A 26,945-nucleotide genomic window follows, 5' to 3' on the forward strand; every position below is an offset into this window, starting at 1 on the left:
GCAAATTTGGGGATGTAACCCTAGATGTAGGGGTAATTCATGAATTACCCCTACTATTGATAGCGGTGATGCGTAATTCCTGAGTATTGTAAAATAGGATGGGCGAGAAAACCCCGCCCCTACGGTGTAAAATTTAAGCGGTTTGGGGTTCTAGGATTTGGTTTTCCTGACGTAAATAGGATTGAATAAAAGCATCCAGTTTGCCATCCATCACATCCTGAATTGCCGTGGTTTCTTCATTAGTGCGTAAATCCTTCACCATTTGATAGGGATGAAATACATAGTTTCTAATTTGATTTCCCCAAGCCGCTTCCACTAAATCCCCGCGAATTTCTGCCACCGCTTTTGCCCGTTGTTCTTGAGCAATAATTAATAGCTTTGCCTTCAACAAAGCTAGGGCTTTTTCCTTATTTTGTAACTGAGATCGTTCTTGGGTACAACGCACAGCAATTCCCGTGGGTAGATGAACAATTCGCACGGCGGTTTCCACTTTGTTAACGTTTTGTCCCCCTTTTCCCCCCGACCGAGTGGTGGTAATTTCTAGGTCTTTATCAGGAATATCCAACTCAATAGAATTATCCAAAATTGGCATAATTTCCACCCCAGCAAAACTGGTTTGTCGCTTATCGTTGGCATTAAAAGGGGAAATTCTAACTAAACGGTGAGTGCCTTTTTCGCCTTTTAAATACCCGTAGGCATAACGGCCATCAATTTCCAAAGAAACCGATTTAATTCCGGCTTCATCTCCTTCAGAAATTTCGGTTAAATGTACTTTATATCCTTGAGCTTCCCCCCAACGGGTATACATTCGCAGCAACATTTCCGCCCAGTCTTGGGCATCGGTGCCCCCAGCCCCGGCATTAATGGTTAAAATAGCACCATGTTGATCGTAAATCCCCGATAGCAGTTGTTGCAATTCCCATTGATCAAATTCTCGATTGAGTCGGGAAACCGTGGTGGTAGCTTCTTCTAGCAGGGAGTCATCGGTTTCTAACTCCAAAAGTTCTAAAATAGCTTTTGTATCCTCAATAGCTTGTCGCCAATGTTCCTGCTGCTGCACAATTGATTTAAGATCATTCAACTGTTGAAGGGTTTGTTGTGCAGTTTTTTGTTCATCCCAAAAGTCGGGTTGGGCTGCAACTTGCTCTAAATCTTGAATTTTAGCTTGAAGTGCAGGCAGGTCAAAGATAGTCCTGGGTTTTACCCAGGCGCTCAGACAACAGTTCGATTTCTCGTTTAATTTCTAAAACATCCATTGCGATCGCTAACCGTTTTTCAACACGAAAAGGTACACTTTTAATTTTAGCGGAAATTGGGGAACAGTCAACAGTTAACACCGAAACTATGTCACGTCAAATTTTTACTGGGGACAGTCCTTTGCGCCAAATGCGACCCGTTGATCGTTGGGTGGATTTATTATGGGTTTTGGGTTTATTAGTGGCGGCGTTAACCCTCTATGGACTGCATTTAGGGGGAGTCCCCCTGCGAGACTGGGATGAGGGCTTGGCGGCTCAAGTGGCGCGGGAAATTGGGCGGGGACAACAAACTTGGCTCCATCCGACTTTACATGGAATTCCCTATTTGAATAAGCCTCCTTTGGTGCATTGGTTAATGGCTTTTGCTTATCAAATTGGCGGGGTAAATGAATGGATGGCGCGGCTTCCTTCGGCATTATTAACGGCGGTTTCTGTTCCTATTTTATATGGGATTGGTTTAGAATTATTTCGCCATCGTACATCGGCTATTTTTTCGGCTTTAGTTTATCTAACTTTAATGCCTGTTATCCGTCAAGGACGGTTAGCGATGTTAGATGGAACAGTGATATTTTTATGGTTAGTTTTGGTTTGGTGTGTATTGCGTTCTCGACGGGATTTAAGATTTGCTTTAGGGTCGGGAATTGCCTTTGGATTATTATGTTTAACTAAGGGAATTTTCTTAGGATTATTATTAGGGGCGATCGCTTTTTTCTTCCTATTATGGGATACGCCGCGTTTATTAACCAGTCCCTATTTATGGTTGGGTCTAGGGTTTGGTTTAGTGCCTGTAGGTTTCTGGTATGGGGCACAATGGATTTATTATGGACAGGGATTTATTCAGGGAAATTTAGTCGATCAGTCTTTACAACGTATTCTAAAACCGGTTGAGAACCACTCCGGGCCGATTTGGTATTATGTATTAGAACTTTTAAAATATGGCTGGCCTTGGCTATTATTTTTGCCCCAGGGATTAAGATTAGCTTGGCAAAATCGGAATTTAAGTTGGGCTAAATTAATTATAGTTTGGTCTGGAATTTATTTTGCTGCAATTTCCTTGATGAATACTAAATTACCCTGGTATATTTTACCAATTTATCCAGTTTTTGCCTTAGCGGTGGGGCGATATTTGGCGGAGGTTTGGAAAGAAGGCGATCGGGATATTGGGTTATGGAAATTGGGAAAAGTGGGGCGAGGAAAGTATGAACATTTTGTTAAACCTACGCCGGATCAACTTCTGCCATTTTTTATTTTATTGGCGATGATTTCCGCCCTGGGATATTGTTATTTTGGCGGGATGCTTTCTTGGGTTAATAGTAACTTTATCGCCCAAAGAGATTTACAATTTACCATGGGAGCGTTAATGTTAACAATGTCTTTTGTGGCGGTTTTAATTAGCCAAAAAGATCGACAATTTTTACTGGTTTTATTTTGGGGAACTTATGTATCTTTATTGTTATTTTTTACTTCTAATTATTGGGTTTGGGAGTTAAATGAAGATTTTGCCGTTAAACCCGTGGCGACAATTGTGCGGGAGGGAACACCCCCCGGAGAAGAAATTTATATGGGTCATCCGTCTGGGCGTCCTTCGTTAAATTTTTATAGCGATCGCCATATTCATGCTGTTGATGATGCGACCCTGAAAGATAAATGGCAAACCCTAGATCAACCCTATTTATTATTAAAAGAAAATACCTTGAAAAAATTAGAGTTAGACAATGTTAAAAAAATTGATCAAACTCCAGATTGGATATTAATAACTAAGAAACCTTCATCATTAAAAACGTAGTGCGAGCGTCCTCCATCCCTCTTGACTTGCTATAGGTTTCTAATATTAAGCCAAACCTTGGGAAAGAAAACCCGCCCAATAGTAGGGACTAGCATAGGGATATTTTACCTCAGAACTATTTTTAGGGTGATCTACTTTTGTTTCTAAGCGCTCTGAAGAATTTTCGGAGGTTAACTTATTTAATCCTTCCAGACTTTGACAACTTCTTAAATCAAATTGTGCTAATCTTAACGCTTCTGGGCGGGTTTTTCCTTGTTCGAGATACTGATAATATAAAATAGTAAATACCGATGTGGCTTTATCACTAACCGCCCACAACGTACTCACAACATTTCGCGCCCCTGCTGATAGGAAACCTGCGGCTAAGGATAGGGGTTCATCGGTAATAGGAGTTAAAGTTAAATTAGTTTCGCAACAGGATAAAAATAAATCCGATAACTCTGGAAACCGTAAGGTAAAAATTGTGACTAAATTTAGTCCGCCATCAGCTAAAAACAATTGCGAATTTTCAGGATTATTTAAGTCTGCCTTAGCATGATGACTTGAATGTAACCGTTGCACTTTTTTCGCTAATTTGATATAATTATCTTGGGTAGCTTCTTGCCTTTTAATATAATATTCTTTAGGAACTTGATAGCGTTTAGCTAAACGATAACATTCAACTTCAGCACCCGTTAAGTCCCCTGTTGCATTGGCGACAATTCCCAATTGATGGGGTTTAGAAACCAGCTTGCGATCGCTACAATATTTTAATATTTGACAACTGGGAACCACTCTTAACCGAAAGCGATCGCTTAAATATTCCGGTAATTCTGTATGATTATCTGATACAGTCGGACTGGAATCATCTGTATCATTCCAAGCCATTTGACGAGTTTTTGCGGTTTGGGTTTCGCCACTGGGAATAATAGGATTGAGATTCAACGGTAAAGCCGCAAAAGGCATTTGATGGAGATACAAATGGGGAATAATAATTAATTCTTCTATTCCCTGTAAATAGTTATCAATTAATTGATTAATTTGCAATCTTTGAGCAAGTTCACTAAGAAAATTACCCATATTTTGCCGCCATTGATTCTTGTTTTCAACATAAGGTTTTAACCAATTTTGCAAGATCCAATTTTGCAGGGTTTTGTATCCTTGACCGTCGCAGGTGTGGAGGGTTAGAGAGTATGACCTCTCCCCCGACCCCTCTCCTGCGAGGCGAGGGGAGTCAAATTGTTCCCCCATTCCCTCGCAGGGAAGGGGAGTTAGGGGGGTTAGGTCACTCCGCCGCAACACAAACGCAAACGTTTGATCATTGGTACTATAAAAACTAACAATAGCGGTGACATCATCCTGAATTAACTGCTGAATTTCTGCTAACTGAATCACATCGACTTCTATTTGACCTGCTAATACCGGATCATGACTGCGAATTTCTCGCCAAAGCTGCTTTCTTTCGGTTTCTAATTGTTCAATTTCTGCTAAAGTTTCTGGGGAGAGTTGACCAGTTTTTGAGGGATTTTCTGGCGTATTCGCTGGGGGTGTTTGCTCTAACTGATTCATCTTTTGTTTCAAACTATTATATTCCTTCACCAATTCCGGGGGAACTTCCGCATTGGGATAGAGATCCTTACTCGCAAATAAATCCGCTAATTGCCGACACCGCGATCGCTCTGCGGTCAATAATGCCTGTTGATAATTCCCCAAATTAATATAACATTTAATCGCATTTGCATAAACCCCAATGGCTGCGGCTAAAATTTCTTGACGCTGTTGATCGGTTTGCGCCCGACTACGACTATTTTCTACTGCTTTCATCGCCCATTCATAGCCCTCCACTCCCCATTCCCAGTTCCCGATTGTAAACGCTAAATTCCCGAAATTGCGTCCTGTTGTTAAACAGTTTAGAGGTAATGTTTTGGGTTGAAAAACTATTAATGCTTGTCGATAACAATCAACTGCATCCTGATAAAGGATTTTCTGTTCTTCTCCCTCAACTTCAGAGCCAAGTTGAAAATAGGCAGCCCCCAGATTATTATTTGTCGTTGCGATCGCTTGGGGGTATGTCTGTTGTTTCTGAACTATTAAAGCCTGTTGATAAAAAGCGATGGCTGCTTTTAAATTCTCCTCTGTATTTTCTATTGCTGCTAGCTCACGGTAGACATTCCCCAGGTTATTATTAATCAATGCCCATTTTGAAGGTAATGTTTGTTGCTGACCAACAATTAAAGCATTTTCATAACAAGCAATCGCAGCTTTTAAATTCTCCTCTGTATTTTCTATTTTTGCTAGGGCTGCATAGATATTCCCCAGATTATTATTAGTCATTGCCCATTCTTCGGGTAATGTCTTTTGCTGATAAACTATTAAAGCATTTTCATAACAAGCAATCGCAGCTTTTAAATTCTCCTCTGCATTTTCTATTTCTGCTAGCTTTAAATAGACAAGCCCCAGATGATTATTAGTCATTGCCCATTCTTGGGGTAATGTCTGTTGTTGATAAACTATTAAAGCATTTTTATAACAAGTGATCGCAGTGTTTAAGTTGTCCTGGGTATTTTCTATTGCTGCTAGATTTAAATAGGCATCTCCCAGACGATGATTAGTCATTGCCCAATCTTGGGGTAATGTCTGTTGTTGATAAACTATTAAAGCATTTTTATAACAAGCGATAGCAGCTTTTAAATTCTCCTCTGTATTTTCTATTTCTGCTAGGTCAGAATAAGCATTCCCCAGATGATGATTAGTCATTGCCCAATCTTGGGGTAATGTCTGTTGTTGATGAACTATTAAAGCATTTTCGTAACAAGCGATAGCAGCTTTTAAATTCTCCTCTGTATTTTCTATTTCTGCTAGGTCAGAATAAGCGTTCCCCAGATGATGATTAGTCATTGCCCAATCTTGGAGTAATGTTTGTTGTTGATAAACTATTAAAGCATTTTCATAACAAGTGATCGCAGCTTTTAAATTCTCCTCTGTATTTTCTATTTCTGCTAGTTCTGCTAGGCAAGAATAGAGAACCCCCAGACGCTCATTAATCCTTGCCCAATCTTGGAGTAATGTTTGTTGTTGATAAACTATTAAAGCATTTTCATAACAAGCGATCGCAGCTTTTGAATTCTTCTCTGTATTTTCTATTGCTGCTAGGCGAGAATAGGCACCCCCCAGATTATTATTAGTCATTGCCCATTGTTGGGGTAATGTCTGTTGTTGATGAACTATTAAAGCCTGTTGAAAACAAGCGATCGCAGCTTTTGAATTCTCCTCTGTATCTTCTATTTCTGCTAGCTTTAAATAGGCACCCCCCAGATTATTATGAGTCATTGCCCATTGTTGGGGAAAGGTCTGTTGTTGATAAACTTTTAAAGACTGTTGATAACAAACGATCGTAGCTTTTAAATTCTCCTCTGTATTTTCTATTTCTGCTAGCTTTATATACGCATTTCCCAGACCATGATTAGTCATTGCCCAATCTTGGGGTAATGTTTGTTGTTGATAAACTATTAAAGCCTTTTCATAACAAGTGATCGCAGCTTTTAAGTTCTCCTGGGTATTTTCTATTGCTGCTAGCTTACGGTAGACAAGCCCCAGATTATTATGAGTCATTGCCCAATCTTGGGGGAATGAAACAGTTAAAGCATTTTCATAACAAGCGATCGCAACTTTTAAATTATCCTCTGTATTTTCTATTTCTGCTAGGCGACAATAGGCAGTCCCCAGATTATTATTAGTCCTTGCCCAATCTAGGATGTTTGTCTGTTGTTGTTGATAAACTTTTAAAGCCGTTTTATAAGAAGCGATCGCAATTTTTAAATTATCCTCTGTATTTTCTATTTCTGCTAGATTTAAATAGGCAGTGCCCAAATTATCCAGATTATTATTTGCTCGCGACCCCAGTTTGGTAGGGGATGGAGAGGAAAAAGATAAAAAAGTTATTAATTTTTTGATTGGCTTTAACAACCACTGCTGAATTAAATTAAGGTAAGCACCGAAGTATTTTTTCATGGGATGTTCCTCTGGGTTAATAATATTGTAGCGTGTGTTAGGGGAATTAGAAACCGGGTTTCTAGTCAGATATGGAATAGGAAATCAAGTTTTGTGAAAGAAACCGGGTTTCTGTAGTTCTAATTAGGGTTGAGGTTTCACCACCTGAAAAGATTGATAAAAAACTTGCCAATTTTGTTGTTGTTGTAACTGTTGCCATAACTGATTTAAGCTATCATCCTCTAAAATAGGAAATTGTTGTTTATGGTTACAAGTTAACCTCTCAATTTCAATCGGTTTTTCTGAAACAATTCCTAAATATTCCTCAACTCCTTCTCCCTTAAATTCAATAAAGCGATTTTTTTGAGTTGCTATTGAACCCATTTGTGGTAATAAAATCGGAGGTTGATCAATTTTATTATCGGGTGCAAAAGCTAAGGAGGGACAAACCAAAAACCGAGTATTTGTGTTTAATTCTCGATTTAATAATAATAAATAACAATCTGGATAATTTAGGTTTAACTCCATTTTCAAAGGTTGGTTACAAGGAATAGTCGGAGTCGAGTTTACAGGTTCTTCCCAATACATTCCTCGTTCTGTTGGTACAAATTTAATCCAGTTCGGTTGCGAGGTTTCCTGCTGTTTAAACTGTTGCCAAAACTGATTAAATTGCCATCGAGGAAACTTATCATTCCATAACCAATGATAAACTTTTTTCCAAATTCCCCGCTCTCCTCTTTTGGGATTTTTTAAACTTTCAATATCAACCTGATCTTCAACCATTTCAGCGTGATATTGATAAATGAAAGCATCAATCACTTGGCTTTGCGTTCTTTGGATATTAGTCGGCTTGTAGTTGAGTTTTGCATCCATTAACTTTAATAAATCATTTTTTTCTTTATTTTCATTATCAATTTCATAGTTAGACGGGTGAAAGCGTAACCGAATAAACCAGTCTTTTTCTTCTTTACTGCCATTAACTTCCTGCTGTAAAACTTTGTCGGATAATTCCTTGAGAAAACGTTCTTGAGGGGTTTCGTCCATTTTCTGTTCCTCCTGCCACCTGTGAGTCTCGCTCTATTTTCAATAGTTTAATAATAGCACGGGTTTCTCCATTGGGGAGTAGTTAATCTGAGGTTGTCATTTGTTGTCATTTAATTTAATTTAATTTGATTTGATTTAATTTCATTTATCCCAAAAAAAGGTCATTTTAACCAGATGACAAGGCTGATTTTATGAACTAAATTGGGTTTATTCACAGCAGAAACAGAGGCTCTTATGAAAAATTCGTTGTTTAATAAAGGTTCTAAATCTACCCATCAGGATGATAGCGTTATGAATAATTCTCCCTCGGAACGTAACCGAATTATTTTGGAAAATACGTCTAATATTGAAACTTTAATCGGACTTGATCCGAGATTACAAGTTAATATTTCTTCTGTTAAATCCTTAGAATATGCACCGATTAAAGCCCCTGATTTATTGGTGTTATGGTGTTTATTATTAATTGTGCAGGTGTTGATGTTTTGGAGACAGAAAAAATAATAGATTAGTTAGCACTTTTCCTCGTTTCCTCGTTGCTAGGTTCTACCTAGCAATGCCCCATACAGGCTCCGCCTGCTCTTAATAATCTTGGAGAAATATATGATTGATAAATGCGAAGAACATTAACTAATCCATGTTAATGTTAACTTTTGTATTGCAGATACTCAACACACCAACGCACAAAGGATCATGTCGGATACTCCATCGTCTCAACCTTCAGAAGAATTAACCAAAGAAGCCAATTCAGAGCGCGGCGCTAAAACCCGACAACTGTTAGGGATGAAAGGGGCATCATCGGGGGAAACCTCTATCTGGAAAATTCGCCTGCAATTGATGAAACCGATCACCTGGATACCTTTAATTTGGGGGGTGGTTTGTGGCGCTGCTTCATCGGGACATTTTAGCTGGTCAGTGGAAGATGTGTTAAAAGTGGCGACCTGTATGTTAATGTCTGGGCCATTGATGACCGGGTACACCCAGACCATGAATGATTTTTACGATCGCGAACTCGACGCCATTAATGAGCCCTATCGTCCCATCCCTTCCGGGGTGATTTCCATTCCCCAAGTCGCTACCCAAATTTTCCTGTTATTGGGTTTAGGAATAGGGATTTCCTTCCTCTTAGACACCTGGGCGGGCCATGAATTTCCGATCGTTACGGTTTTATGTCTGGGTGGGGCGTTTGTCTCCTATATCTATTCTGCACCCCCCCTGAAACTCAAACAAAATGGCTGGTTAGGGAATTATGCTTTAGGAGCGAGTTATATTGCTTTACCTTGGTGGGCGGGTCATGCTTTATTTGGAGAACTGACTCCGACAATTATGGTCTTAACCCTATTTTATAGTTTAGCTGGGTTAGGAATTGCCATTGTTAATGACTTTAAAAGTGTCGAAGGCGATCGCCAACTGGGGTTAAAATCCCTACCAGTGATGTTTGGGATCACGACGGCGGCTTGGATTTGCGTTTTGATGATTGATATTTTCCAAGCAGGGATGGCGGTTTATTTAGTTAGCATCAAGCAAAATCTATATGCCACAGTGCTTTTGCTGATGATTATTCCTCAAATCACCTTCCAAGATATGTATTTTCTACGCAATCCTGTAGAAAATGATGTTAAATATCAAGCAAGTGCCCAACCGTTTCTAGTTTTAGGAATGCTGGTTGTGGGTTTAGCTTTAGGTCACGCGGTCTAAGGGATTAATTTCCGATCAAATCGCCGATTGTCCAAACTCTGTAAAGCCTAGGATCAAGGAAAAAACCTTGATTTTTGGCACTATCACTGATTCGACAGCTAATCAGGGGAGAAACATGGCCGATTCTTGGGCTATCCTAAAATAGACTGTCGAATACTCAACTAAACCAACCATTTGTCCGAACCAATGGAAGAATCTCAATACCATCCACCAACCAAAACGGACTCCTTAGAGTCAGAAACCTACCCGGAAAATAGTTCGGGTGTGGTTTCAACCCAGCCCGTTTTGACGTCATCCGTGGTGGCGACGGAACCAGAACTCGAGCAAGTTTCTGTGGAAACCGTTTCTGAGTCAAATTCTGAAGATGTTACAGGGTATCGTCACATTCTCAAGCGGATCAATTCCAAATGGGTGAAACTACTTGAAGGTCTTAAATCCTCAGATATCCTAGCCAACAACTGGTATCGTCGTCCCAAGGTATGGATCGGAGTTGGGGTGATTAGTTTGGGCGGTGGAGCCTTGGCCTATGGGGCTTGGCAATGGCATTTGGTTGATCAAAGTCTCCCCCAAGTGTCGGTAAGTGGGATTGCCTCTTTTAATCGGGATGGCACAATTACGATTAAAGCCAATAACGGTGATATTTTAATGCAGACTGGGCCAGCGACTCGGGAAAAACTTCGACTCAAACAAATTCCCGAAAAACTGGCACAAGCGTTTATTTCCACTGAAGATATTCGGTTCTATGACCATGACGGGGTGGACTATCAAGGCATTGTTCGCGCCGTTGGCTCTAATATACTAGCCGGGGGAGTGGTGGAAGGCGGAAGTACCATCACCCAACAGTTAGCCCGGATTATTTATTTGAATCAAGAACATAGCTTAATTCGTAAACTCAAAGAGGCAATGGTCTCTTGGAAAATTGAAGACCAAATTGCTAAAGAGGATATCCTAGAACGCTATTTGAATTTAGTCTATCTGGGTTCTGGGGCCTATGGGGTGGCGGATGCGGCTCATGTTTATTTTAGTAAGTCCGTCAATGAGTTAACCCTATCAGAAATGGCAATGTTAGCGGGTTTACCCCCGGCGCCGAGTCAATATTCTCCCCTAGAAAATCCAGAAGCTGCTAAGAAAAGGCGCAATATTGTTCTCCAACGGATGCAGGATGCTCAGGTGATTACCGCAGCCGAAGCCCAAGCCGCCATCCAAGAACCCCTGACCCTCAAACCTAGTCAACCCAAACGGTTATTAGTCAAGGCTCCTTATTTTTCTAGTTATGTCTTAAAAGAACTCCCCCAATATATTTCTAAAGATGTGATCGAAGCTGGGGGGTTAACGGTAGAAACCAGTTTAGATGTGAAATGGCAAGAAGCAGCAGAAAAAACTATTAAAGATTCGGTAGAAATTGATGGTGCGGGTTCAAATTTTGGTCAAGCGGCTTTAGTTTCTATAGAACCAAAAACCGGAGAAGTTAAAGCAATGGTGGGGGGATATCAATATAAAGAGAGTGAATTTAATCGTGTTACTCAAGCTCAAAGACAACCCGGATCAACCTTTAAAGGGTTAGTTTATGCGGCGGGCATTGGGGCGGGTTTTTCCCCCTATGACAGTTATTTGGATGAACCCTATAAGGTTGATGGCTACCGCCCTCGAAATTATGGGAATAAGCATTCAGGCTGGGTGTCGATGTCCGATGCCTTGAGTCGTTCTGTGAACGTGGTAGCGGTGAAAGTATTAATTGATGTGGGGTTTGAACCCGCGATTAAACTGGCGAAGGATATGGGGATCAAGTCTTCTTTAAAACCGACCTATGCCATGGCTTTAGGTGCTTATGAGGTGAATTTGTTGGAACTAACCAATGCCTATGCTACCCTAGCGGCCGAAGGAAATTATATTCCAGCCCATGGCATCCGTCGTATTTTAGATAAACAGGGAAATATCATTTATCAGGTCAAATTTAAACCCAAACAGGTTTTAGATAAAAATAGTGCCGCCATTACTACTTGGATGTTAGAAGGGGTAGTCGAAGGAGGAACCGGAAGCCCGGCGGCTTTATCCGATCGAGATGTGGCGGGTAAAACCGGAACTTCTGAGGAAGCTAGGGATTTATGGTTTATTGGTTATATTCCCCAAGCTGTAACCGGAGTCTGGCTTGGGAATGACAATAATGATCCGACTTGGGGGGCCAGTAGTAGCGCCGCCTATAGTTGGGGGGAATTCATGCAACGGGTGGTCAAGGGAATGCCCGTTGAGAAGTTCCCCAAATTGCCGGAGTTAGAAGGACGCAAAGGCAGTATTAAGGCTAAAGCCCATCAGCCCAATACCATAGAAACCGGGTCGAAGGTAGCGATCGAAGATGGTGATCCGGTGGCCGGAGGCACGGAGCAGGGGAGTTACGCTAGTAATTCAGAATATTCTGATAGTGGCTATTCAGAAAGCTATAGCTCTGATAGTGGTTACTATAATGATGGATATTCTTCGGATGGGTATTCTTCCGATGGGTATTCTTCCGATGGATATTCTTCCGATGGCTACACCAATTACTAAACGGCTAAATTTTGTTAAACGCGCTAAAATTCATTCATGATTGATTGCGATCGCCCAGTTAAGGAGAATCTTTATTCGTTATGGATGAACTCAAACCCATTTTACAAGAATTAACCCGTGAACCCATTGCCTTTTTAGGAGGGTTTGTCTCGGGTTTATTAAAATTAAACCTTAATGATGATCCCGTTAAAAGTTGGATCGAGAAACAAGGTGGCACTACGGCATCAAGTTCCTCTGACTCTAACAATAATAACGGCAATTCCGGTGGCCCTCAATCAATTCAGATTGATTAATTAGCTGGGGATAGGACTATTTTGATACCCGATAATTCTATCTCCCTCTCGCTTATTTTTCCCTAGCTAGACTGAGGAAATACCTAATCAAGTGATTAAGTAGGGAAACTTAGGTTAATCATATTAGAAACACAAAGACACGGAGACACTAAGAAAGACTTTGTGTCTTTGTGGTTAATCCAATTAAAGTAAACCATACACCCATTTAATCAGTTCAGGCGATCGCAAAACCCCTTCATGGCGACCAACGGGTTGACCCTTTTTAAATAAGATTAATGTCGGTAACGCCATAATATTATGTTGAGAGGCAAGTTCAGGGTATTTATCACTATCAATTTTAACAATTTGGATCTGTTGATTCATTTCTTGATTAACTTCTTCCAAAATCGGGGTCATCATTTGGCAAGGGCCACACCAAGTTGCATAAAAATCTACTAACACCGGAACTTCAGAATGGGTTAGCAGTTCTTGAAAGTTATTAAAGGTTTGTTTAACGGCCATAGTTGATTCGATTCAAGTTTTGCACTTTAATTATAACTATTCTTTAGCAACTCGGTTTCTCTTAATTTGCTCAAATCTGAGATGATTATTTTTGAGAATAACAGTTGGAGAAACCAGAAAATGGAACGTTTACCAGAAACTTTACAACACTTAAACGGACAAGTAGCAATTATTACGGGCGGGTCACGGGGAATTGGTCGCGCTGCGGCCTTAGCCTTAGCTACCGAAGGGGCAAAGATTGTGGTTAATTATGCCAGTTCTTCAACGGCGGCAGATGAAGTTGTGGCAGAAATTACCCAGGCGGGCGGTGAGGCGATCGCACTCCAAGCCGATGTATCGAAAGCCGATCAAGTTGATACCTTATTTAACGAAGTCATAGAAACCTGGGGGAAAATTGATATTTTAGTGAATAATGCTGGGATTACCCGCGATACTTTACTGATAAGAATGAAGCCCGAAGACTGGCAAGCGGTGATTGATTTGAACTTAACGGGGGTGTTTCTTTGTACTCGCCTGGCCAGTAAAATTATGCTCAAGCAAAAGTCAGGACGGATTATTAATATTACCTCGGTTGCAGGACAAATGGGCAACCCGGGTCAAGCTAATTATAGTGCGGCGAAAGCGGGGGTAATTGGATTTACTAAAACCGTAGCAAAGGAATTAGCCAGTCGAGGGATAACGGTGAATGCGGTGGCGCCAGGATTTATTGCGACGGATATGACTAAAGAGTTAAAAAATACGGAAGAAATTCTCAAATTTATTCCTTTAGGTCGTTACGGTCAACCCGAAGAAGTGGCGGGTATGATTCGGTTTTTAGCCGCAGACCCGGCGGCGGCTTATATCACGGGTCAAGTGTTTAATGTAGACGGGGGAATGGTGATGGCCTAATCAAATAGTTGTTGGGCTTTAGCTCCAAGATTGGAGGACTAAACCCCAACAACATAACTGTTTAATCTTGATTTTTCTCTTATATCCTAATCTTGGATTTGAGTGCTATAATTGGTGTTATCTCAGATATTATTTTAAATATTGACTCACGAAATTTTCTGGTATTAAACACTCAAAATCAGCGATCGCTTTAATTAATTCTCTATTTCCAGAAACAAAACAATCTGCACTTCCATACTTAGCAGAAAGATAAATTTCAATATCTTCTGATGGAATTACTTTTGTCTGAATTAACCTGATCTTTTCTTGATTCCAATTTGTTGTAGAGGGAACATAAAAAATATCAAACCACCGCCAAATATTAGAGATAATTTCGCCTGCTTGATCTTTCCCATACAAATATTTAGCGACTCTGCGAATTTGATCTAAAAGCTCATCTGAAAGGATAATTTCTATATTGAGAATAGGAGGTTTATCTCGATAACCCAAGGCTTCTAGGATCAAACTTTCATTGCTTTGTTTATTAGCATCACCAATAATAAATACATTTGTATCTAAAAATATCCGTTTCAGAGAAGACATAACTAAATCCTGCCTTTTTCTTTGAGCATTTCCAGTTTGATTTGATCAATAAGCTCAACAACTTTTTCTGGAGTATCATAGCCTTTTTTTAGCATTAGCTGATAACGCAGATCAAATTCATCTGGTTCATGTTTAGCAACAACAATAACATCTACCTCAGCATTGCTAAATTCTGTGGGAACTTTAACTTTAAGTTCACCATCCTTAACGATTCCCTTTGTCTGTATAATTCTCATGCTATTTTCCTTGATTAACTCAACAGTTACCCCAATAGGTTAACCTAATCCTAATCTAATATTATAGCTGCTCAAGATAGAACATTACACTACCCATCACTTTAATCTGGATTGCGGTCTATCTGCCGAGAATTTTTAATCATCGGCAAAATAAAAGGCTGGGGTTTACCAATGCCATAGCCTTGAACATAATCAATCCCAATATTTTTAATTTCCGTCAAAATAGCATCATTTTCAACAAATTCGGCAATGGTTTTAATTTGCATAACGTGACCAATGCGATGAATAGATTCAACAATTTCCCGGGCAACCGGGTCAGTTAAAAGCTCTTTAACAAAACAGCCATCAATTTTTAAGTAATCAATCGGAAGGGTTTTTAAATAGGAAAAAGACGACATTCCACTGCCAAAATCATCTAGGGCGAAGGAACAACCTAACCCCTTAAAAGATTGAATCAGTTGTACGGCTTTTTTGATGTTGGCAATAGCTAGGGTTTCCGTAATCTCAAAACAAATCATTGCCGGAGGAATTTGATACAGTTCAAACTGTTGATAAAGAAACTTAATAAATTGATTATCATTCAGACTTGCACCGGATAAATTAATCGCATAAAATTCTTGATCCCCTAATATATTTGTTGTTGAATTAAAATCCTGATGATGTTTTTGCAAATGGTTAAAAACCGTGCGAATCACCCAACGGTCAATACTTTTCATTAAATCATAGCGTTCGGCGGCGGGAATAAATGCCATGGGTGGCACTAATTGACCCGATGTATCTCTTAACCGCAATAAAATTTCCCCATGTTTAGGGGATTTTGATGTGGGATTAGTCTCAACAATTGGTTGGTAATATAAACAAAAACGGTCTTCTTCTAAGGCTTGGGGAATTTGGGCCGCCCAGCGAATTTCTCGACGTTGTTGAATCAAATCCTGGTCATCGGCTTGATACAGGTGAACCCGATTACGACCTTGATTTTTAGCCGCATAACAAGCTGCATCTACAGCACTCAAAATCGTGGCTAAATCGCAGGTTTGCTCATCAATTCCAACTAATCCAATACTCACCCCAATGGAAAAAACTTTTTCTTCCCAGGTAAAGCGAAAATCCTTAACTGAATTGCACAAATCGACAGCTTTCTGATAGGCTTCCTCTAAGGAATAGTGATTTAATAATAAGCCAAATTCGTCTCCCCCTAAACGGGCTAAGGTATCTCTTTCTGTAACTTGACTTTGTAATAAATAACTCAATTGTCGTAATAATTCATCCCCGGCTAAATGCCCACAGGTATCATTAATAATTTTGAATTGATCTAAATCCAAATAACAAATAGCATGATTATTCGGGGATATTGAAAGCATTTGTAAGGTTTGTGTCACCAGTTTTTCAAATTCACTCCGATTAATTAATCCGGTTAACGCATCGTGGCAAGCTTGCCAGGATAATCGCCTCATTAATTCCCTTTCTTGGGTGACATCTCTAAACACTAAAACCGCACCAATAATTTCACCCTCTCGACTTCTAATCGGGGCGGCGGAATTATCAATGAATCGTTCTTTTCCATCTTTTGCTTTTAAAATAACATTATCGGAAAAATCAAAAATACACCCTTCTTCTAAAACTTTTTGAACAGGAGTGGCACTAAAATCATGGGTTTGGCTATCAAAAATTTTGAAGACATCATTTAAGGGTAAACCTTTGGCCTCAATTAATGACCAACCCGTTAATTCTTCGGCGACGGGATTGAGAGATTCAATTTCTCCGCGACTATTGGTGGTAATCACGGCATCTCCAATAGATTTTAAGGTAACTTGGGCTAATTCTCGGCTTTGTCTTAACTGATGTTCACTCGATTCTAAGGCAGCTAACATTAAAGAATTTCTTAATTCTTGGGCGGTTTCAATTTCAACGGGTTTCCAAGGTAGGGATTTTAATTTAACGGTTTCTTTCCAAAGTGCAAAAGACTGTCGTGGGGTTAAGGGAATCTCTTGTTGTTGGGCAATTTCTCTGATTTCCTGGGGATTTCCCGCCCAATTAATGGTTTGAATTACTTCCGGTCTAAACCAAATTAAATGATATTCGCTTTGATTCGGAGATAGGGAAATAGCCATAATTCCACTAATTATATCCTGATAAGATTCAGCTTCAGGATAAAGTTTAGGTAAACAATCGGTATAAAATATCTCCTGATGGCAATATCGAGATAACCATGCCATCAGTTTTTTAACTTCGGTTAAAGGCGGAGTTTGACCGACTAAAATTAAATCTTCCCCAAACCGAATTACTGCCCCTTGGGCTTTAACAAGATTGAGTAAATTCGTTTTATCTTGAGCTAAAGTTTGAATAAAAGAAGTTTGTAAAGCGGGTGCTTTTATTAAATTATTCCGAACTAATTTTAGGATTTTACGGTAATATTCGTAATCTTCACTAATTTCTTTATAGGGTAATTCTACTGCCATAACCTGTCCTAAAAATTCGCAGGCTTTGCGGGTGGTGTAGGGTAGATAACGGGAAGAATAATGGTGACAAGCAATTAAACCCCAAAGGTTTTCTTTTTTAATCAAAGAAATACAGAGAGTCGCTTCAACTCCCATATTTTTCAGGTATTGTAAATGGCAGGGAGACATCGAACGCAGGACGGAAAAACTTAAATCTAGGGGCTGTTGGCTGACTGGATGCAGGGGAGGAATAATCTCAACGGGTTGATGATCGATATCGACTAATAATCGCAACCAATTTTGTCGATAAAGTTCCCTAGCGGCTTCTGGAATATCTAGGCTGGGGTAGTGTAGTCCTAAAAAACTTTCTAAATCGGGTCGTTTATCTTCGGCAATCACAAGGCCATTATTTTCTTGATCAAATTGATAGATCATCACCCGGTCAAATTCACTAATTTTTCGGATTTCCTCTGCTAAAAATTGAGTTAAATCCTTAAAATTAGTTGCACTTTGAATTTTACAAACGGAACCTCTGACTAAATGATAAAAATTAATAAAGCTGGTATTTTTATCTTGATTGGGCTCTAGTTCTAAAATGACTACGCCCTGGTGTCGGTGTAAAATACCATCACAAACAAATTTTTTATTCTTAATATGAAAAATAAGTCGAATTGGGTTATAATAGTGGAATTTATTATGGGTTAAACAGTCTTGAATTTGAAACAGTTGCAGTTTGTCTAAAAAATTTCCTAATGGTCGATTGATAAAAGCAGCCGGAGAAACTCCACAGAGTTTCATGGTATTTCGACTAACTTGTAAAATCTTGAGGTCGGGTTCTTCTAAGGTCAACAATAAGCCATGGGGTTGAATTCTACCCGACGCATGATTAAGACCTGGGCTGATCGGAACAAAATTATGATTATCAATCATTCTTTTTTGTGGTTTCACCCCTTTTTTCCTCCTAATAGATGATAGAATAATCCCCAGTTATTGCTTGTCACAATATTTTGATTCATCCAGGCTCAATGTTTATGGATTGCCGATCAAATTTCTATTAGTGGTTCTTAGTTCTGTAAACCCAAACTACTAATCTTTTTTCGGAAACTCGGCTTCAAGTTTAATTTAGATTTTATTGTTAAAACTTGTTTGATTGTAACACAAATTTGATTTTCTTAAAAGGTTTGATTGAAAAATTAAATCTTCTTAAAGCATCGCCAGCGTGATCTAGCTCTGAATCTCCGATGAGACTTTTGATACAATCAGTAAAAATATCTATACTTTTTTGTGATTGAGTGTTAGGATGGTTAGACTCTATGAGTCGCTGGCTATCTTGGGAGTTGGGTCATCATAATGGATTATAAACAAGAATTAATTACCACGATTCACGACTTTGGTTGCGATCTCGACTTATTGGAAGCCCGACTCACCCAACTTTGTGAAACTTGCCCCACGGCTGTCCTCATTCCAGCCTTATACGAGGAACTTGAACGACCCGCTTTGACCCGGATTCGAGATTGCCTCAAAGATTGTCATTTCGTAAATACCATCGTGGTCTGTCTGTATGCCAAGACCCTGGAAGAATACACAAAAGCCGTTCATTTTTTTAGTATTTTACCCCAGCCCACCCTGGTAATTTGGGAAAATAGCCCCAGAGTTAACCAACTCTTAGAAAAGTTGCAGGACAAAGGCCTAGATTTAATGAGTTTTAAAGGCAAAGGTCGGGCGGTTTGGATTGGTTTGGGGGTAGCCTCCCTGCAAGCCGAAGCCATCGCCCTTCATGATGCTGATATTATTACCTACGATAAATCCTATCCCCTAAAACTACTATTCCCCCTGCTGGAAAAAGAACTCGGAATTTCCTTTAATAAAGCCTATTATGCCCGATTAGGGGGAGAACCCAAGAGTTTCCATGGTCGGGTGATGCGTCTGTTTGTCACGCCCTTACTGGTGGCACTCATGGATTTATATGGCTATAACAATTATCTGCGATATTTAAGTGCCTATCGTTATCCCCTATCTGGGGAATTTGCCTTAACAAATGATATCGCCCTGAATACTCGAATTCCCAGTAATTGGGGTTTAGAAATTGGTTTATTAGCCGAGGTTTATCGGAATGTTGTTCCCCAAAGAATTGCTCAAATTGATTTAGGCAACTTCGACCATAAACATCAACTGGTGGGTCAATCCTCCCAGGAAGGATTACGCAAAATGTGCGCCGATATTCTGCGGTCGATTTTGCGGACTTTAATCGAAACCGAACGGGTGGTGGTGACCCGAGAACAAATTCACACCTTACGGATTAAATTCAAACGGGAAGCCCAGGATTTTACCCGCCAATATTTTGTCGATGCTCGGTTTAATAATATGCAGTATGACCGCCATCACGAAGAAGCCATCATTGATGTCTTTGAAAAAGTCATCGCTGAAGCGGGTCAAGAATTCTTTCAAAATCCGGTCACGGCTGAAATTCCCGACTGGACAAGGGCTTTAGCTGCCATGCCCGCCCTGCGAGAACAACTGCGCGAAGCAACCCGGCGAGATATGGCAGAAGCCAAAGCAATTTTAGCCACGAATCCCGATTTTATCACCCTCGAGGATGGGAATGCCCACCCCAAAAACCTAGATACCATTCCCACAATGCCTTGATTGCAGCGACTATTAAATTAGGGGGGAATTTCCTGGGCTACAATTAATTCTCAAGGTGATCGCCTTTCCATCTCAAAATTAAGGTCAATAATGTTTACTGCATCTGATAACACCACTATTGTCGTCCTCCTGATTACCCTGGGTATCCTGGGTTGGGGGTATTATCGGGCTAGACCTTATGGGAAACTGGGTTTGTTGTCCTGGCTGCAATCCGTGGCCTTGATGTCTCCCGGGTTGCTGTTTTTCTGCTTGGCGGCGGCGGGAATTTACCTCAATTTGGTGAGTCTTTTATTTTTATTTGTGGCTTCGACGGGATTATATATTATGATTGGCCGACAACTGAGGGAAGTAGCTAATCAGAATTCAGTCTCCGAACCTAAACCCGATCATTTAGGAAATCCACCCCCCCTGCCACCGGAGGCCAGCGTTGTCCCCCCAACCTCCGATCCGGTTTTGAACCTGCGACCGGTGCCCTTATCCCCGGAAGACCTGAAAATTATTCAAGGTATTTTTGGGATTGATACCTTTTTTGCCACGGAAACCATTCCCTACCAAGACGGGGTAATTTTTAAAGGGAATCTGCGTAGTGATCCGGAAACCGCTTATCAACAATTATCCACAAATTTAAAAAAACGCATTGGCGATCGCTTACGATTATTTTTAGTTGATAATCCTGAAGGTAAACCCGTTGTAATCGTTCTACCCCAGACCAATGAACCCCTAACCACTTCAATTTCTCAAAAAATTTTAGCGATTATTTTATTCCTAATGACGGTGGGAACAATTTTTGAAGCGGGAGGGTTATTATTAGGATTTGATTTTTCAGAAAATTTAACCCGCTACGGGGAAATTATCCCGATCGCCATAGGAATTTTAACGATTTTATTTCTCCATGAAATCGCCCATCAAGTCATGGCAAAACGCTATGATATCAAGTTTAGTTGGCCATTTTTTATTCCAACAGTTCAAATCGGAAGTTTTGGAGCTTTTAATCGGTTTGAATCCGTATTACCCAACCGGACAGTATTATTTGATGTGGCTTTTGCTGGCCCCGCCGCCGGAGGAGCTTTATCGTTATTCCTGTTAATAATGGGCTTATTTTTATCTCACCCCGGAAGTGGTTTTCAAGTGCCAACGGAATTTTTTCAGGGCTCGGTCTTAGTTGGTCTATTATCTCGATTAATTTTAGGTTCCCAACTCCATGCAACCAGTGTTAACGTGCATCTTCTGACCTTAATCGGCTGGTTTGGATTAGTGATTACCGCTTTGAATTTAATGCCCGCCGGACAGTTAGATGGGGGACGGATGATGCAGGCAATTTATGGTCGTAAAATTGCTGGACGTTCAACGATTGCTACTTTTATTGTTTTAGCGATCGCCTCTTTATCTAATCCTTTAGCCCTCTATTGGGCTTTAGTAATTTTAATTTTACAACGGAATTTAGAACGGCCGAGTTTAAATGAATTAACCGAACCTAATGATACCCGTGCCGCCTGGGGATTATTGGTTTTCTTGTTCATGATTTTAACGCTATTTCCCCTCACCCCCGCCTTAGCTAACGGGTTAGGAATTGGCAGTTAACTGATCGAGCCGTATCTAGGGAGTTAATCATAACTATGACTGGTGAAGATCTGCGTCAATTATTATTAAATAAATGGGGAGTATCCTACGATATTCAACTGCGACGGACAAGGGGGAAAATATTTCTGCAAATTATGTGGAAATATTTGGAACAATTATCCTTTCCCCTGAGCGAAGCCGATTATATTGCCCATTTGAATGCGATTACTAACTATCTCAATAGTTGGGGTAGTACCGAACAAGTCAGACATTATATTCTGAACACCCGGGAAAAACCCCGCTTAGGAAAAGCCGTGAGTATTCCCCTCGACCTAGGGGGAAGATCCTCGGAATGGATAGTTGAGGAGTTGTAGATTCTTACCATCGGGGGAGTTGGCTAAATTCAACAGATGCGCTACAATCCCAGAACTGAAGGTAGACTCTGCTAAAACGATTTTTCGTTCTGGTAGGGGCGATAGTAAACGGTGGGGAGTGGGTGATTACAGAATGAATCTAACGCAGGAAATAGTTCTCCAGAACGGTAAATATCGCCTTGGTGCGGTTTTGGGTCGCGCCGAGTTGGGTGTGACCTACCAAGCTACTCATCACCTCACGGATCAAATGGTGGTGATTAAAACCCTTCATCCCAAATTTAGAAATTCCGTTGATTTCCCTCAAATTAAGCAGCAATTTCTTGCCATTGCTAAGGGCTTAAGTCAGTGTCACCATCCAAATATTGTCCGCGTTCTGGACTTATTTGAAGAACAGGGTTTACCCTACATGGTCATGAATTATATTCCGGGGCAAACCTTAGAACAGGCCCTACAATCGAGTCCCAAACTCTCAGTTGATCAAGCCCTAAACTATATTAGTCAGATTTCTTCGGCATTGCGGAAACTCCATCAACAGGGTTTACTCCATTGTCATCTCCAACCTAAAAATATTCGCCTCCAGGGAAATACCCTAACTTTGGTTGATTTTGGCTTAACCAATGGCTTTATCGAACCTCGACCGGAGTTTCCCATCCGCAACCGCGTTTTATCCGTGGGTTATGCCCCTTTAGAACATTATCTTCCCCATCAACAATTGACTCCGGCAACGGATATCTACAGTTTGTCGGCAATCTTCTATTATTTGTTAACGGGTGAACCGCCCCTAGAAGCCCCCCTACGAGTCAATCAAGCCACCCAGGAGTTACTCAATTCTACTAAACCGAGTTTAAGACAACTTCAACCCACCCTGAGTGTGGTGGTGGAACGCTTGATATTTTGGGGATTAGAAATTGAACCCGGACGGCGGCCTCAGAATCTGGATCAGTGGATCGCTTTTTTACCCATTCAAGCCACCCCGACGGTGATTCAGTCTGCGAATACGGTGATTCAACCGAATCCCGTGGTTACTCCCCCCAAAGCCGAACCCGTGGCGGTGCAACCCGTGGTTGAAACCCCGGTATTAGTAAAAGTTCCTCCCAGTCCTCTGCCACCGAAACCCCAACCCATTCCCCAGCAAATTCCTAACTGGCAACCCGTAGAATATACGCCCTCTTTCAGTTTTTTGGTTCCGGTTTTATTCCTAATTACATCCTTATTTTTTGGTTGGGTTGGGTTTGATTTAACCCGACGTTATGGGTATATTATTAGTCAGAAAACCAAGATTCAGCTTAATCATCCCTTTAACAATTTAGATGCCACGGAACCGATGTTTGAGAATCCCTCCATTCAAACTCAAGCCCCGACTGAAGTGGCCCCTCAACGTTCGGCTGAAGAACCCTTAGAAGTGGGAGATTATCCCCAACCAGATGTAGAAGCACAAACCGAGGAAGAATCACCCGTTGATCAATATCATAATAATTCCGATGTTGTTGCTGAAACTGAAGCAACAAGTCCATCAACTTATGAGTCTGAAATAGACCAATATTTACTCTCTCCCTCCACAGAAGAATCGGAAACTGCCGTTACAGATTACTCAGTTTCTAATCCTGTAAATAGTTATTCGGATCAGACAACGGTTCCCCCCTATACCCCTCCCGAACCGAGTTACTCTCCCGATCCCAATATTACCCTACCGCCAGAGGTTCCATCCGCCGAGGGTGGGGGTTATGTTACGGAAGAATCCGCGCCTAATGATTACACAGAACCAACGGTTCCCATCGAACCTGAATATCCTGTTTATTCAGAAGAAACTACCCCCATAAATTCATATCCTAGCGAGGGAATCAGTCCTAGTATTCCCTATGCTCCTTTAACTTCTCCCTTGACTAATTAAGGGATTTGAGGTGGGTTTTGAACGTGCGATCGCCTCTTAATTTAATTAGGAGGAAAGGTATATTTTTCTAATTCCGTTGTTGTTTTTAAAGTGCCTTGAGCATCAAAAATTTGCCATTTAATCGGCCCAATAAAGTTCCCATACCAAGCTACTTTTTTAAAGGGTGTTCCGGCTTTTGTTCCCTCAATTTCTAGTTTAAACGTTGAAAATTTCCCGGCGGGAACTTCAATATCTTCTATTCCTACAACCCGATAATTTTCTTTAACTTCTGTGGTCATCACCGCAATTTCTTGACCTTCCCAAGTCCAACTATCGCCGGATGCAGGGGGATTTTTTAGGATAGTTTTGGCAGGTTCTAACCGATATTCTGTATTATTTCCCCCAAAAGTATACATTTGTCGATATTCTTTGACTAATCCATTGGGTTTACCATACCAAATATAAAACGGTGCAAACCCTAAATTATTTTCAGTTTTATACAGGGTTGTCCCATCGGATTGTGGTTCTAACCCTTCAACTTTAACCGTTAGTTTAGATGACTTCCCATCGGCGGTTTTCGCTTGATATTCCCACACTCCCCCAATAGGTAAAGGGAAATAATCCGGGGGTGGTGTTTGGGCAAAAGTTTTGAACCCCATCATCACTAGGACAATCGTTATAAATAATCCCCAAAAGCGTTTTTGATTGAACATAATTTTAAGTCTCCCTACTCTGTCGTGCTGAACTTGAATCCTTTGGTAAATTATAAAGCTAGGTTACAAGGATGGGTTTTAATCCGTCAATTAACAAGATTCTGGTGTAGAACTATTCAGTCAGTTATTAAGACTTTGATTAATTTCCAGATGATCAGGCGATCGCACTGCCAATATTAATTATACTTATCTATCATACTGAGATATGAACCGAATTCTGCCCCCAATTTCGTCCTGTTTTCGTCATCGGGCAATCCAAACTATTTTAGTCCTATGCTGTTTAGGGGTAATAATACGATTATTTCCCTATTTTATCCCGATTCATGCAGAAGATATTCAACAAAAAGATGTTGCTTTTGAATTTAGCGATCGCAATAATTTACCATTAGGAACAATTCTAAGTTCTGATCAAAATCATACCGCAATTGTTCCTTTAAGTCAAGTTTCATCCCATTTTATTCAAGGAATTATTGCGGCTGAAGATAAACGCTATTATCAATACGGGGCAGTAGATTATGTTGCCCTAGTTCGTGCTATTTTAGAAGCCTTTCAAGCCAAACAAATTGTGAGTGGTGCATCTACTATTACCATGCAATTAGCAAGATTATTAGAACCCACTCCTCGAACTTTACCCCATAAATTCGGCGAAATTTGGTTAGCTTGGCGACTCAGCGCCGGAATGAATAAACAGCAAATATTAGAAAATTATATTAACCGTTTACCCATGGGCGGGAATTTATATGGGGTTGAAGCCGCCGCCAAAACCTATTTTAATACCTCGGCATCGGAGTTAAATTTAGCCCAAGCTAGTCTATTAGCAGCCCTTCCCAATGACCCCACCGATCTCAATCCTTATTATAATTTATCTGCTTTAAAAAAACGTCAAAATTATGTCTTAAAAAGAATGGTTGAAGATGGTTATATTACAAAGATTCAAGCCGAACGTGCCTATCAAGAAACCCCACAATTCCAACCCCAACAACAAGGAATTATCGCCGCGCCGCATTTTCTATTTTGGTTAACGGAACAATTAACTAATTCGATCCCTATTTCCCCAGTTAACTCCAAGAAATCAGGAAAAGTACAACCATCAACCTATAAAATCAAAACCACAATAGATCGCCCCTTACAGCAATTTGTTCAAGCCCAAACCCAACAAATTATTACCAGTTTAAAAGATCATAATGTTCATCATGCTGCTGCTTTAGTGATTAATAATCATACCGGAGAAGTATTAGCCTATGTGGGTTCTCCCGATTATTTTAATAGCGATCAATTCGGGCGAAATGATGGGGTACAAGCCCTACGACAACCGGGATCAACCTTGAAGCCTTTTTTATATGAATTAGCCCTAGCTAAAGGAGTAATTCAACCCCATAGTATTCTAGCAGATGTTCCCAGTTATTACGCCATTCCCGGGGCAAAAATCTACAGTCCAACGGACTATAGCGAAACCTTTTTGGGCCCGGTGCGAGTGCGTTCAGCCTTGGCTAATTCCTTAAATATTCCCGCCGTTAAAATATTAGAAAAAGTCACCGTCCCAGTTTTTTTAGAACGGTTAAAACAGTTGGGATTTAAACATTTAACTCAATCTTCTGATTATTATGGTTTGGGATTAACATTAGGCAGTGGAGAAGTTAATTTATGGGAATTAGCCCAGGCTTATTTTATAATAGCAAATCAAGGTAAAATAGTCAACCCTGATGTTATCATGAATCAAACTCAAAATATCAAAAATTCTCAAGTTTATATTGATACTCCTGTCACCTGGCAATTAATTACCAATATGTTAAGCGATGCCCATGCTAGATCCCATTCCTTTGGCATTGATTCTGTGTTAAATTTACCCTTTCCCGTTGCAGTAAAAACCGGAACTTCTTCTAATTATCGAGATACCTGGACAGTGGGTTTTACAACTGATTATACGGTAGCAACTTGGGTGGGAAATTTTGACGGTCAAGGGATGCAAAATGTCTCGGGGGTGACGGGGGCAGCACCCTTATGGAATCGAATATTATTGCATTTACACCAAACCCAAGAACCCGCTAATTTTACCCCCCCTCAAGGGTTAGTTCAGTTACCCATTTGTGCAACTACTGGGTTGCGTCCGATGGCAGATTGTTCCGGGGGAATTGTATTAGAATATTTTGATAATAAAGCAATTGCTGAATATAAAAAAAAATCCCCGCAATTAGTTTTAAATTCCGAATATAATGAATGGTTATCTCGACAATCCCATCCTCAGTTAACGCAAAATCGGTTAAAAATTATTGCTCCTCAAACCGATGATTATTTTGTGATTCAGTCTGGACAATCTTCTAAATTAGAATTGAAAATTATTAACCCATCTCAAGAGTCGGTGGAATGGTGGTTAAATGGGAAAAAATTAAAAGATCAGGCTGCTAATTCTCTGTTTTGGCAATTACAAACCGGACAATGGAAGTTAACTGTTAAACAGGGAACTCAACAGGATAGTGTTCAATTTCAAGTCCAAGAATCCGAGAAAAAACCCTATCGTCGAGGTTTTTCAGTGGTTGATCCTAAATAAAT

At 40.3% G+C, this 26,945-nt stretch carries 20 protein-coding genes; 11 read left to right on the forward strand and 9 right to left on the reverse strand.

What is annotated here, in order from left to right:
* Window positions 1-133: 133 nt before the first annotated feature.
* Window positions 134-1,256, reverse strand: a protein-coding gene (prfB, locus tag PL9631_RS19915; protein WP_156090646.1) for a peptide chain release factor 2 whose coding sequence is annotated in 2 segments (ribosomal slippage) — window positions 134-1,183 and window positions 1,185-1,256 — 1,122 coding nt in all. Because the reading frame shifts where the segments join, the coding sequence is not laid out codon by codon here.
* Window positions 1,182-1,337 (reverse strand): hypothetical protein, encoded by a 156-nt coding sequence (locus tag PL9631_RS26305; RefSeq protein ID WP_197046450.1) that lies wholly within the window; start codon window positions 1,335-1,337, stop codon window positions 1,182-1,184. The genes prfB and PL9631_RS26305 overlap by 75 nt, the downstream gene beginning before the upstream one ends.
* A gap of 7 nt (window positions 1,338-1,344) precedes the next feature.
* Between PL9631_RS26305 and PL9631_RS19920 the strand changes: the two genes are divergently transcribed.
* On the forward strand, window positions 1,345-3,042 hold the full coding sequence (locus PL9631_RS19920; protein ID WP_083623045.1) for an ArnT family glycosyltransferase: 1,698 nt from the start codon (window positions 1,345-1,347) through the stop codon (window positions 3,040-3,042).
* Window positions 3,043-3,087: 45 nt separating this feature from the next.
* Here PL9631_RS19920 and PL9631_RS19925 read toward each other — a convergent pair whose 3' ends face one another.
* Window positions 3,088-7,032 (reverse strand): CHAT domain-containing protein, encoded by a 3,945-nt coding sequence (locus PL9631_RS19925; RefSeq protein ID WP_083623046.1) that lies wholly within the window; start codon window positions 7,030-7,032, stop codon window positions 3,088-3,090.
* A gap of 123 nt (window positions 7,033-7,155) precedes the next feature.
* Complete coding sequence (locus tag PL9631_RS19930; protein WP_083623049.1) at window positions 7,156-8,055, reverse strand: hypothetical protein; 900 nt, start codon at window positions 8,053-8,055, stop codon at window positions 7,156-7,158.
* A gap of 291 nt (window positions 8,056-8,346) precedes the next feature.
* On the opposite strand from PL9631_RS19930, the gene PL9631_RS19935 reads away from it, so the two are divergent.
* From PL9631_RS19935 to PL9631_RS19950, 4 genes are all read left to right on the forward strand, one after another.
* Window positions 8,347-8,556, forward strand: a complete 210-nt coding sequence (locus PL9631_RS19935) for a hypothetical protein (protein WP_231516795.1) — start codon at window positions 8,347-8,349, stop codon at window positions 8,554-8,556.
* 189 nt (window positions 8,557-8,745) lie between these two features.
* On the forward strand, window positions 8,746-9,750 hold the full coding sequence (gene chlG, locus PL9631_RS19940) for a chlorophyll synthase ChlG (RefSeq protein ID WP_083623053.1): 1,005 nt from the start codon (window positions 8,746-8,748) through the stop codon (window positions 9,748-9,750).
* Between the two features lie 186 nt (window positions 9,751-9,936).
* Window positions 9,937-12,294, forward strand: a complete 2,358-nt coding sequence (locus PL9631_RS19945; RefSeq protein ID WP_083623055.1) for a transglycosylase domain-containing protein — start codon at window positions 9,937-9,939, stop codon at window positions 12,292-12,294.
* Window positions 12,295-12,374: 80 nt separating this feature from the next.
* The gene (locus PL9631_RS19950; protein WP_083623057.1) at window positions 12,375-12,587 is read left to right on the forward strand and encodes a hypothetical protein; all 213 of its coding nucleotides are present in this window, start codon (window positions 12,375-12,377) and stop codon (window positions 12,585-12,587) included.
* A gap of 183 nt (window positions 12,588-12,770) precedes the next feature.
* Here the strand turns inward: PL9631_RS19950 and trxA are convergent, their stop codons facing one another.
* Window positions 12,771-13,088: a thioredoxin gene (gene trxA, locus PL9631_RS19955; RefSeq protein ID WP_083623058.1), complete on the reverse strand. Its 318-nt coding sequence runs from the start codon at window positions 13,086-13,088 to the stop codon at window positions 12,771-12,773.
* 120 nt (window positions 13,089-13,208) lie between these two features.
* On the opposite strand from trxA, the gene fabG reads away from it, so the two are divergent.
* The gene (gene fabG / locus PL9631_RS19960) at window positions 13,209-13,976 is read left to right on the forward strand and encodes a 3-oxoacyl-[acyl-carrier-protein] reductase (RefSeq protein ID WP_083623060.1); all 768 of its coding nucleotides are present in this window, start codon (window positions 13,209-13,211) and stop codon (window positions 13,974-13,976) included.
* Window positions 13,977-14,105: 129 nt separating this feature from the next.
* Here the strand turns inward: fabG and PL9631_RS19965 are convergent, their stop codons facing one another.
* The 3 genes from PL9631_RS19965 to PL9631_RS19975 form a co-directional block, all read right to left on the reverse strand.
* Window positions 14,106-14,558 carry a PIN domain-containing protein gene (locus tag PL9631_RS19965; protein ID WP_083623062.1) on the reverse strand — a complete coding sequence of 151 codons (453 nt, stop codon included), beginning with the start codon at window positions 14,556-14,558 and terminating at the stop codon, window positions 14,106-14,108.
* 2 nt (window positions 14,559-14,560) lie between these two features.
* The gene (locus tag PL9631_RS19970) at window positions 14,561-14,794 is read right to left on the reverse strand and encodes a hypothetical protein (RefSeq protein WP_083623064.1); all 234 of its coding nucleotides are present in this window, start codon (window positions 14,792-14,794) and stop codon (window positions 14,561-14,563) included.
* Window positions 14,795-14,895: 101 nt separating this feature from the next.
* On the reverse strand, window positions 14,896-18,180 hold the full coding sequence (locus PL9631_RS19975; protein WP_156090644.1) for an EAL domain-containing protein: 3,285 nt from the start codon (window positions 18,178-18,180) through the stop codon (window positions 14,896-14,898).
* 402 nt (window positions 18,181-18,582) lie between these two features.
* Between PL9631_RS19975 and PL9631_RS19980 the strand changes: the two genes are divergently transcribed.
* The 4 genes from PL9631_RS19980 (at window position 18,583) to PL9631_RS19995 (ending at window position 23,703) form a co-directional block, all read left to right on the forward strand.
* Window positions 18,583-19,878, forward strand: a complete 1,296-nt coding sequence (locus tag PL9631_RS19980; RefSeq protein ID WP_083623068.1) for a glycosyltransferase family protein — start codon at window positions 18,583-18,585, stop codon at window positions 19,876-19,878.
* A gap of 90 nt (window positions 19,879-19,968) precedes the next feature.
* Window positions 19,969-21,459: a site-2 protease family protein gene (locus tag PL9631_RS19985; RefSeq protein ID WP_083623070.1), complete on the forward strand. Its 1,491-nt coding sequence runs from the start codon at window positions 19,969-19,971 to the stop codon at window positions 21,457-21,459.
* A gap of 35 nt (window positions 21,460-21,494) precedes the next feature.
* Entirely contained in the window at window positions 21,495-21,812 is a 318-nt protein-coding gene (locus PL9631_RS19990; RefSeq protein ID WP_083623072.1) for a DUF3067 family protein, read from the forward strand.
* 133 nt (window positions 21,813-21,945) lie between these two features.
* Complete coding sequence (locus PL9631_RS19995; protein ID WP_083623074.1) at window positions 21,946-23,703, forward strand: serine/threonine protein kinase; 1,758 nt, start codon at window positions 21,946-21,948, stop codon at window positions 23,701-23,703.
* Window positions 23,704-23,744: 41 nt separating this feature from the next.
* Here the strand turns inward: PL9631_RS19995 and PL9631_RS20000 are convergent, their stop codons facing one another.
* Window positions 23,745-24,395: a TapB family protein gene (locus PL9631_RS20000; protein WP_083623076.1), complete on the reverse strand. Its 651-nt coding sequence runs from the start codon at window positions 24,393-24,395 to the stop codon at window positions 23,745-23,747.
* 205 nt (window positions 24,396-24,600) lie between these two features.
* Here PL9631_RS20000 and pbpC point away from each other — a divergent pair, with 205 nt between their 5' ends.
* Window positions 24,601-26,943, forward strand: a complete 2,343-nt coding sequence (gene pbpC, locus PL9631_RS20005; RefSeq protein ID WP_083623078.1) for a penicillin-binding protein 1C — start codon at window positions 24,601-24,603, stop codon at window positions 26,941-26,943.
* Window positions 26,944-26,945 lie beyond the last annotated feature (2 nt).

It is taken from the genome of Planktothrix paucivesiculata PCC 9631 (assembly GCF_900009265.2).
In the GTDB taxonomy this organism is placed as follows: Bacteria; Cyanobacteriota; Cyanobacteriia; order Cyanobacteriales; family Microcoleaceae; genus Planktothrix; species Planktothrix paucivesiculata.

Excerpts from the sequence above, each read along its gene's own strand:
- PL9631_RS20000 (WP_083623076.1), bottom strand. The coding sequence starts at position 24,395 with ATGTTCAATCAAAAACGCTTTTGGGGATTATTTATAACGATTGTCCTA.
- PL9631_RS19990 (WP_083623072.1), top strand. The coding sequence starts at position 21,495 with ATGACTGGTGAAGATCTGCGTCAATTATTATTAAATAAATGGGGAGTA.
- trxA (WP_083623058.1), bottom strand. The coding sequence starts at position 13,088 with ATGGCCGTTAAACAAACCTTTAATAACTTTCAAGAACTGCTAACCCAT.
- PL9631_RS19920 (WP_083623045.1), top strand. The coding sequence starts at position 1,345 with ATGTCACGTCAAATTTTTACTGGGGACAGTCCTTTGCGCCAAATGCGA.
- PL9631_RS19925 (WP_083623046.1), bottom strand. The coding sequence starts at position 7,032 with ATGAAAAAATACTTCGGTGCTTACCTTAATTTAATTCAGCAGTGGTTG.
- PL9631_RS19970 (WP_083623064.1), bottom strand. The coding sequence starts at position 14,794 with ATGAGAATTATACAGACAAAGGGAATCGTTAAGGATGGTGAACTTAAA.
- PL9631_RS19980 (WP_083623068.1), top strand. The coding sequence starts at position 18,583 with ATGGATTATAAACAAGAATTAATTACCACGATTCACGACTTTGGTTGC.
- fabG (WP_083623060.1), top strand. The coding sequence starts at position 13,209 with ATGGAACGTTTACCAGAAACTTTACAACACTTAAACGGACAAGTAGCA.
- PL9631_RS19945 (WP_083623055.1), top strand. The coding sequence starts at position 9,937 with ATGGAAGAATCTCAATACCATCCACCAACCAAAACGGACTCCTTAGAG.
- chlG (WP_083623053.1), top strand. The coding sequence starts at position 8,746 with ATGTCGGATACTCCATCGTCTCAACCTTCAGAAGAATTAACCAAAGAA.
- pbpC (WP_083623078.1), top strand. The coding sequence starts at position 24,601 with ATGAACCGAATTCTGCCCCCAATTTCGTCCTGTTTTCGTCATCGGGCA.
- PL9631_RS19930 (WP_083623049.1), bottom strand. The coding sequence starts at position 8,055 with ATGGACGAAACCCCTCAAGAACGTTTTCTCAAGGAATTATCCGACAAA.
- PL9631_RS19935 (WP_231516795.1), top strand. The coding sequence starts at position 8,347 with ATGAATAATTCTCCCTCGGAACGTAACCGAATTATTTTGGAAAATACG.
- PL9631_RS19950 (WP_083623057.1), top strand. The coding sequence starts at position 12,375 with ATGGATGAACTCAAACCCATTTTACAAGAATTAACCCGTGAACCCATT.
- PL9631_RS19965 (WP_083623062.1), bottom strand. The coding sequence starts at position 14,558 with ATGTCTTCTCTGAAACGGATATTTTTAGATACAAATGTATTTATTATT.
- PL9631_RS19985 (WP_083623070.1), top strand. The coding sequence starts at position 19,969 with ATGTTTACTGCATCTGATAACACCACTATTGTCGTCCTCCTGATTACC.
- PL9631_RS19995 (WP_083623074.1), top strand. The coding sequence starts at position 21,946 with ATGAATCTAACGCAGGAAATAGTTCTCCAGAACGGTAAATATCGCCTT.